Here is a 7,916-nt window from a genome sequence, read left to right as displayed (position 1 = left end):
TACCAAACCGCCAGGTCAGAGCTTCGATCACGTCAACGTGCCGGACAGAGCGAGGACGCTAGACTTCCCGCATCACAGCGGCATGGGCCCTGTAGGGATCACGCATCTGATGCAATTCCCCGGGGTTCCAGAGCAGCGGTTCGCGCCTGTCCAGGATTCCGTGGGTGACCGCGTTGATCGCGGCGCCGGTCAGCAGGGCGCTGGCGGGGACGCGGTACCCGACGGTGCGGGTGACGGCGAGGGTGGAAGCGAGCTGCACGGCCGAGTAGGACGCGACGTGTCGGCTCACCGAGCGGCGGCCGTAGGCGCTGGCGGTGCAGGTACGGCCTTCCTTGCCGTGGCGCCAGGGGTTCTCTTCCACCGGGGAGCCGTCGTTCTTGTAGACCAGGTGGGAGCCGTGCATCCCCTTGGTCATCGCGTCGTGCGAGCTCTGCACGAACTGGTCCCCCAGTGCGTGGACTCCGTCGAAGACGGCGGTCAGGGCGGCGACCAGGGCGAGGCCCTCGATGGCGCGGAGGCGATCGGTCATGCTGGTGTGCTCCTCATCTCGGATTCGGGGTGGGGTGCGGGGCGGCCGGCCTCTTGCCGATGCTGCGGTCGCCCCGTGGTGCCTTCGCCCCCGGCCGGTCTCCGGCCGGGGGCGGTGGTGCTCAGAACGGCGGCTCGTTCCAGGCCGGGATGGGCAGGAGCCGGATGCGCAGCTCCCGCCGGTCGGACCAGCAGCCGCACGCCTCCATCTCCGGGAAGGCTCCGCCGACCCACCAGCCGCCCTCGCCCCGGCAGTCGGGGCAGGAGCGGCGGGGCTGGGGTCGCAGCTCGATGCGGTGCCGGTCGGCGTAGAGCTTGAGGTGGCGGGCCTTGAGCGCGGCGGCGGCCGTCGCCGCAGCGAGCGGGACGACGGCGGCCAGCAGCAGGGCGCCGCGCAGGTGGCGGGTGCTCACCGCAGCGGGATGGCGCGGCAGGTGGCGGCGTGGTTGTTGGCGTCCGGCCGGATGCGGAACAGGTAGTCCTCCTCGGGCCGGTCGGAGGAGTCGCCGCAGCCGTGGCAGTGCCAGCGGTTCTTCTCCGAGTGCTTGCCGGGGCCGGTGACGTCCACGTACGAGCCGCCGACCGTGATGAACCTGATCAGCAGGTTCCTGGGGCGGTCCGGCTCGGTGAAGGCGGCGAGGGTGGCGGTGCTCATGGGCTGGTGTCCTCTCGGATCAGGCGGCCAGCAGGTGCTTGGCCGGGGGAGCGATGTAGGAGGCGGGGTCGGCGGGCGTGCCGTCGAAGCACTCCAGGCAGGACCCCAAGGTCCGCAAGGGAAGGCAGTGGAAATAGCGCCGGCCACAAGGGCCGGGACACGTCTGGCGAGCAGCCATCGCCTTGTCGAGCGCCGCTTCCTTCGCGAGCGTCATCGCGAACTTCGGCTTCGCCAGGTCGATCCGGTACAGCCACGCCCACCGCTTCCCGCCGCGGCATTCGATCCGGGCGACGGGCTCGTGGCCACCGGGGCGCAGCCCCATCTCCCGCAGCTGGCGGCGGGTTGCGAGGTTCTCGCGCCCGGCCTGCTTCCACCGGAAGACCGGTAAGGAGCCGTCGCCGGGGTCGTACGGGTCGACGTCGACCAGGTCCTGGTCCTGGTCGGCCATCACCTGCTCCAGGTACCGGGAAGCCGGCGCTGGGGCGCGGGGTAGCGGGGGCCGGGGATGGTGGGGCGGGGGCGGCCGATCCTGCGGCGGGGCCGGGGGATGAGCACGATGAACCCTCCATGTCGTCGGTGGCGTGGACGTTCAAGCGCCCGCCGCCCCTGGTGACGGGGCGGCGGGCGCGGGTGGAGCTCAGGCCGGTCGGCCTGTCCGGTCACCGGCAGCCGGCCGCCCGGGTGCGGACGGCGGCGGCCGGTGGCCAGGCGGAGCGACCGGATCAGCGGCCCAGCTGGCGGACGTTGTCCGGGGCGGGGCCGTCAGGCTGGGCCGGGATGTGGATCTGCGGCTGGACCGTGATCTGCGGGGCGGCGGTGTGCACGGTGGAGAAGACCCGCGGGCGCAGGTTCAGTCCGCGCAGGGCGAAGGCTGAGGCGAACGTCCAGGCGAGGACGGCGATGGCGGTGGCGACGGTGCGCGAGGTGTCCGGGGTCGTCGTCCAGACCATCGCGACTCCCGCGCACCCCCATGCCAGCCACGTCAGCCGGATCCCGTTGCTGCGGGTGATGAACCCGGCGATCAGGGAGAACAGGCCGGTGACCTGCCACAGGGTGTAGACGGTGGAGGCGCTGATCGGCAGGCCGGCGGAGTGGGCGGCGATGTAGGAGCGGATCGGGTTGTCGATCGTGGCCCACACGCCGGTGGAGGTGTTGTCGCCGACCTGGACGTTCGGCACGGCGGTAAGGATGCGGTGCGCGGCGTCCAGCAGGACGTCGACGGCGCCGTTGAAGAGCAGGACGACGAACGAGAACACGGCGATGGCGGCGACGGCCTTGATCCAGTTGGCCATGCCGTGCCATCCGGCGTCGGGTGCGCGCCGGACGTCCTCCCACAGCTCGTGGAGGATGCCGTCCTCTTCCCATGCCTCCTTCCACCAGGTGCGGGCTTCGGCGAGGCGGGAGTCCTTCTTCGTCGACGTCGCCTTCGTGCGGTCGTTGTCGGCGGCCGGGGTCGGGTCGTTGGGTGCCAAGGTGATGCTGCTCCTTGTCGAGACGGTGGTGGTGCGGGCCGGACGGCCTGTCCCGTCCCCGACGCCCGGAGCGGGCGGGGCGGGGGCGAGGCAGGCAGCCCGGCTCATCCGTGGAACTTGTTGCGCCGGAAGACCGCCTTGCGGATGTTGACCGTGGTGCCGCCCCCGCCGCTGCCGCGCGAGGCTCCGCGTACGGCGAGCGCGAGGAAGATCAGCACGAACAGGCCGGCCACGCTCATCACGGCCTGGCCGGTCGCGGTGAGGATGGCGGGCAGCTGCGCGAGGGTCGGAGCGGCAGCACCGACACCGACCCCGGCGAGCGCGATGCCGCCACCGGTCGACAGGGCGATGGCGCTGTACTTCCACACGAACGCCGGCACCGCTCGCTGCGGCGCGGCCGGAGCGGCGGGCGGAAGCAGGTGCGTCGGCGCCGGGGCCATGACCTGCGGGTAGGCGGGGACCGGGGTGAGAGCCGCCTGCTGGTACTGCGCGCGGAGGTACTGGAGGGCTTCCTCCCTGCGGACCAGGTCGTAGACCCGGGCCATGTACGCCTCATCGGTGGGGAGTCCGACGGCGGCGTGGGCGGGCGCGGCGGGAAGGTCGCCCGGCCGGGCGCCGGGGCGGGCCTCGGGGAACAGGGCCCAGATCTGCTCCAGCCCTTCGACCGGGAGGCCGGCGGTGGGCAGGCCGGGGTTGGGCGCGGGGTGCTCGGTGCGCTGGTAGTCGGTGAGGGTGAGGTCGCGGGGTTCCACGGGGTGCTCCTTGACGGGGGAGAGGGTGGTGGGGAACGCGAAGGACCCGCCCGGCCGGGATGGCTGGGCGGGTCCTGGGTGGCCCGGGTCGGGCCGTGGGGTGGGGCGGTGGGGATCAGCCGAGGCTGTAGAAGGCGAGGAACGCCGCGAGGAGACCGAGGCCGACCTTCACCCACCACGGTCCGAACTCGAACGCGCCCCAGACTGCCGCGAGGGCGGCGGCGCGCAGGCCCCAGCGGGCGAAGAACCCCAGCGGCTGGTGCTGCTGGAGCTCCTGGATCCGGGCGGTGCGCCGGTCCATCTCCGACTGGAGGTGCGCGCGGGTGACGGTGTCGGCCTCGGATGTGTTCTTGAAGGTCTCGCTGTAGGAGTGCCGTTCGGCCTCCAAGCGCTCGATCTCCTCATCCGCTGTCTCCATGGTCACTCCTTGGTGTGCGAAGCGGCGGCGGCCGCGAGACCCATCGCGCCCAAGTCGCGCGCGGTGAAGCCGAGTTCGTCGGCCAGCCTCATCTTTACCACCTCCAGGTCGTCAGTCGAGACCCGGATTTCGCGTGCCTTGGAGCCGTCGGAGGGGCCGACGATGTCCAGCTGGTGGAGGTAGTCCATCAGCCTCTCCGCCAGGGCGAAGCCGATGCGCAGCTTGCGCTGGAGCATCGACGTCGACCCGAACTGGGTGGACACGACCAGTTCGACGGCCTCGAGGACCAGGGCTCCGTCCAGGCCCTCGGGCAGCGCCGTCCCGGCCGGTTCGACGGGGGCGGTGCTGGGCTGCTGCGCGGCGGCCTCGCGGGCGATGTACCGGGCGTACTGCCCGGAGTCGTCCTTGATGGCCTTGCCTTCCTCCGCCCACTTGCTGAGCCAGCCCCCGACCGTGCGCGGCGCCGGGGTGGCGTCGCCCAGGAGCTGCTGGAGCGCCTCGTGCAGGAGCTTGGGCGTGTAGCCGGTTTCGCCGGCGGCGACCAGGAGCTCCCAGCCCTTCTCGCGCGGGTCGACCGGGCGGGTCGGGCGGGGGAGCGGGGCCGCTGCCGGAGCGGCAGCCGGAGCCGGTCCTGCGGGAACCGCGACCGGCCCGGCGGTCGGGTCGAGGCTGGCGTTGACGGCGGCGAACAGCTCCGCCGCGCCGCCGAAGCCCTCGAATCCCTGCGGCACCGAGGCGGCCGGGGCCGCCGGGGTGGTGCCGGCCGATCCGGCCGGGGCCGGGGCGGAGGCAAGCAGGGTGGAGGCGTCGATGATCTCTCCGGCGTTGTCGATCGCGTGCTGCGCGGACTCGGTGAGCTGCTGGCCCTTGTAGAGGTCCGGCAGCGTGCGCGCCCACCGCTGCGGGTAGAACGCGCCGCTCTCCACCGACGCGGAGAGCTGGTCCAGCTTGGGCCGCCGTGCGGCGGTCGCGGCGCAGATCTTGTCGGTGAGCTCGTCGACCAGGCGCCACACCTTCATCGCGGTGGGCTTCTTCGGCCCGAGGCGGGTGTGCATCGTCCACCCGGCGCCCGCGACGGGCGCGTCCTTCGGGTCGATCTTGATGTAGCCGGGGAAGAGGTACGCGAGCTCTTCGGCGTCGGAGACGGTCATGCCAACGCGCCACTTCGCCTGGATCTTCATGGTGGCGGTGACGACGTCCTGCGTGGCGCGCAGGCCGCAGACGAGGTTGCGCACGCGCATCGCGCGACCCTCTTCGGCGACCTTGTCGAGCATCTCCTTGACGTCGAAGGGGAGGGAGGCGGTCTCGTCGGTGATGATGACGATGCCGGGGATCTCGTGGGAGATCGGCAGCTTGTTGTCGGTCTTCTTCTCCCGCATCAGCTGCTGGTATCCGGCCTTGCGGGCGGCGATGATCTCCCCGGCCATCTTGAGCATGAGCCGGGCTTCGTCCTCGGTGTGCGCGATCCAGTCGACGACCGGCGCGGAGGCGAGGCCCTCGGTGGCCCACGGGGTGATCCACGGGAGGGCGACGCCACCACCGGTGATGTCGATGGCCCAGATCAGCGCGTCGGGCATCCGGGCGAGCTGGCCGGTGACGACGCGCAGCGTGTTCGTCTTGCCCGCGTCCGTCTCACCGATGAGGATGCCGCAGTCGTTGCAGAGACTGCCGAGCGCCTCCTGGCCGTTGCGGTGGAGGCCGAAGGGGAACCGCTCGGTCAGCGTCAGCTCGGAGAAGTCCTCCGGGTAGGGGATGTCCTCGCTGATGACGTCCTTGAGGGTGACCTCGATCAGGATCGTTCCGCGGTTGGCGCCGGGGAAGATCTCGACGCCGCAGCCGTCGGCGAGGCGCAGGTCGGCGGCGAACTTCGGGCCGTAGCCGTTGAGGTCGTCGACGTTCATGCCGCCGGAGGGCAGGTCGATCTCGATGGTGTAGCCGACCTTCCCGGGCCAGTGCTGCACGTCCTTGCCGACACAGTTCTCCACCCGGGCGACGCGCTTCATGCGGTCTTCCCAGTCACGCAGGATGCCGACCGACTCGCGGCGCAGCTTGAGCAGGCGCTTGCGCTCGGAGCGGGTGGACTCCGAGCGGGTCGCGCTCGCGTTCGCGGCGATGCCGACGGCGGCCAGGCCCAGGCCGGTTGCCCAGCCGGTGGAGGTCAGGGGCGCGGTCGCCAGCGCCCAGGACGCCCACCCGGCCGCGGTGAGCCAGGACAGGGCGCGGGTGGTGAGGGTGCCGGCCGTGGTGCCCTCGCGCAGGTCGTGGACGGCTCCGGCGGCGGCCGCGCCGCCCAGGGTGACGGCGGCGGCCTGCCAGGGCAGTCCGGTGATCGGGGCGAGCATCACCATCGAGGCGGCGGTCTCGCTGGCGTATCCGAGGAAGGTGGTGTGGCCGCTGGGCAGCGACCAGTCCCAGTGACGCATCGACATGGGGAGGTTCTCCGTCCTGGTCAGGAAGGCGGGGGCGGGGGCAGCAACAAGGTGGATAGGCAGCAAGGGAGCCGGTGGCCGGCCCCGGGTTCGGGGTCGGCCACCGGCTCCTGGTGGTGCGGGTCGTGCTGGGGATCGAAGGGTCAGCGGGGGGTGTTCCACATGGACTCGGCAGCCGGGCCCTTGCGGGGGTTGGTGTTGTGGCTGATCTCCAGGCGGTGGTCCTCGAGGAACAGCTTCGCGGCCATGTCGGCGTCGTCCGCCGCCGCCCGGATCATCTGGACCAGGGTGCCGAGCTCGTCGGTGACGCGGTCGTCAACCGGGTACAGGTCGCGGGTGCGCTGGTGCAGGGCCTCGATCGCGTCGGCCAGGGCGTTGAGCCCGTAGCCGATGCCCTGGTACTCGGAGCCGACCTGGAGCATGTGGACCGGGTCGAAGGTCCGGTAGAGCACGGCCATCAGGACGCACCCGGACTCGATCCGGCCGGGCTGGAACATCGCGGCCTCGGACGCGGACGACCCGTTCGGGGTGACGTTCCACATCCACTCGTTCGTCCTCGGAGCGACGATCCGCTCGATGTCGAAGGCGTGGGCGAACCGGAAGAGGGCGACCATGTTCTCCGCGCGGGAGGCGGCATTGACCATCCGCTGGTACGCCTCGGTGAGCTTGGCGATGGCCCGCTTGCTGCACGGGTACTTCTGGTCGGAGTTGACGGCCATCTGCTGCACAGCCATCGCCGCGGCGCGGATGCCGTTGGGCAGGCCCGCGTACTCGGCAGCGACCTCCATCATGCTGGTCGGGCTGTAGCCGGTGTACGCGGAGTGCGTCGCCCGCATGGCGAGGGCGAACTTGGAGTTGTTGCCGTCCAGCACGGTGGTGCCTGCGGCGAGCGAGGGTCCGGTCATGGGGTCGGTGTCCTTCCGGGGGTCGTTGACGGTGAGGTTGAGCTGGTCCGCCTTGGCTTCCTTGTCGTGGCGGGCCTTGGAGCGGCGGAAGAAGAACCGCCAGATCCGTCCGGCGGTCCGGACGGGGAAGGCGAACCCGGCGAGCGGGTCGCGGTGCTTGGTGAGCAGGCGCCAGGTGCCCCACAGGATTCCGAGGGGCAGCGTGAGGAGCCCTCCGAGTCCGGCAAGGAATCCGGCTCCGGCGCAGCGGGCCCAGTGCCCGAGCTTGCGGGCGGCGATCCGGCGCATCCGGTACAGGCGGCCCGATGCCGAACCGGTCTTCTTGCCGGAGCCGCTGGAGCCGCCGGACGTGCCGCCCTTGCTCTTCTTGGAGCGGCGCAGCTTGTCCGCCCAGCCGCGCATCTTCTGCATCGCGCGCCCGAGGCGGGACTTCGCCGGGGTGGTGCCCTTGCCGCTGGAGCCGGTGCCCGAGCCGGAGCCGCTGGAGCCGCCGGAGGAACCGGCGCTCCCGGAGCCGCCGGTGCCCGAGCCGCCGCCGTTCTTGCGGCGCATCTTGTTGCCCCAGCCCTTGAGGGTCTGCCACGCCTTGCCGGTGCGGGACTGCTGACCGGCGCCGGCCTTCCCGCCGCCGCTGCTCCCGCCGGGGCCGTTCTTGCCGCCGGTGCCCTTGGGGGTGTTGGCGCCGGGGCTGGTGGCTCCGCCGCCCAGGCCGCCCTTGCCGCGGCCGCCGCCCAGGCCGCCCTTGCCGCGGCCGCCG

At 72.1% G+C, this 7,916-nt stretch carries 9 protein-coding genes; all 9 read right to left on the bottom strand.

What is annotated here, in order from left to right; translation table 11 throughout:
* Positions 1 to 58: 58 nt before the first annotated feature.
* Positions 59 to 529: a hypothetical protein gene (locus MHW47_RS28970; RefSeq protein ID WP_239226719.1), complete on the bottom strand. Its 471-nt coding sequence runs from the start codon at positions 527 to 529 to the stop codon at positions 59 to 61.
* A 121-nt stretch (positions 530 to 650) separates the two neighbouring features.
* Complete coding sequence (locus tag MHW47_RS28965) at positions 651 to 941, bottom strand: hypothetical protein (RefSeq protein WP_239226718.1); 291 nt, start codon at positions 939 to 941, stop codon at positions 651 to 653.
* A complete protein-coding gene (locus MHW47_RS28960) occupies positions 938 to 1,183 on the bottom strand; it encodes a hypothetical protein (RefSeq protein ID WP_239226717.1) in 246 nt (81 codons plus the stop codon). Before MHW47_RS28960 ends, MHW47_RS28965 begins: the two co-directional genes overlap by 4 nt.
* Before the next feature lie 19 nt (positions 1,184 to 1,202).
* The gene (locus MHW47_RS28955) at positions 1,203 to 1,631 is read right to left on the bottom strand and encodes an RRQRL motif-containing zinc-binding protein (RefSeq protein ID WP_239226716.1); all 429 of its coding nucleotides are present in this window, start codon (positions 1,629 to 1,631) and stop codon (positions 1,203 to 1,205) included.
* Positions 1,632 to 1,905: 274 nt separating this feature from the next.
* The gene (locus MHW47_RS28950; RefSeq protein WP_239226715.1) at positions 1,906 to 2,655 is read right to left on the bottom strand and encodes a hypothetical protein; all 750 of its coding nucleotides are present in this window, start codon (positions 2,653 to 2,655) and stop codon (positions 1,906 to 1,908) included.
* A gap of 104 nt (positions 2,656 to 2,759) precedes the next feature.
* Positions 2,760 to 3,407, bottom strand: a complete 648-nt coding sequence (locus MHW47_RS28945) for a hypothetical protein (protein WP_239226714.1) — start codon at positions 3,405 to 3,407, stop codon at positions 2,760 to 2,762.
* 115 nt (positions 3,408 to 3,522) lie between these two features.
* Complete coding sequence (locus MHW47_RS28940) at positions 3,523 to 3,825, bottom strand: hypothetical protein (protein WP_239226713.1); 303 nt, start codon at positions 3,823 to 3,825, stop codon at positions 3,523 to 3,525.
* 2 nt (positions 3,826 to 3,827) lie between these two features.
* A complete protein-coding gene (locus MHW47_RS28935) occupies positions 3,828 to 6,254 on the bottom strand; it encodes a DNA translocase FtsK (RefSeq protein ID WP_374230166.1) in 2,427 nt (808 codons plus the stop codon).
* A gap of 143 nt (positions 6,255 to 6,397) precedes the next feature.
* Positions 6,398 to 7,916, bottom strand: a 1,519-nt coding sequence (locus MHW47_RS28930) for a hypothetical protein (RefSeq protein WP_239226712.1), incomplete at its 5' end; no start/stop codon positions are given.

This window comes from Streptomyces sp. OfavH-34-F (genome assembly GCF_022347745.1).
Taxonomy (GTDB): Bacteria; Actinomycetota; Actinomycetes; order Streptomycetales; family Streptomycetaceae; genus Streptomyces.
The sequence above is the reverse complement of the archived record's forward strand: the minus strand, read 5'-3'. Positions and strand labels throughout refer to the sequence as shown.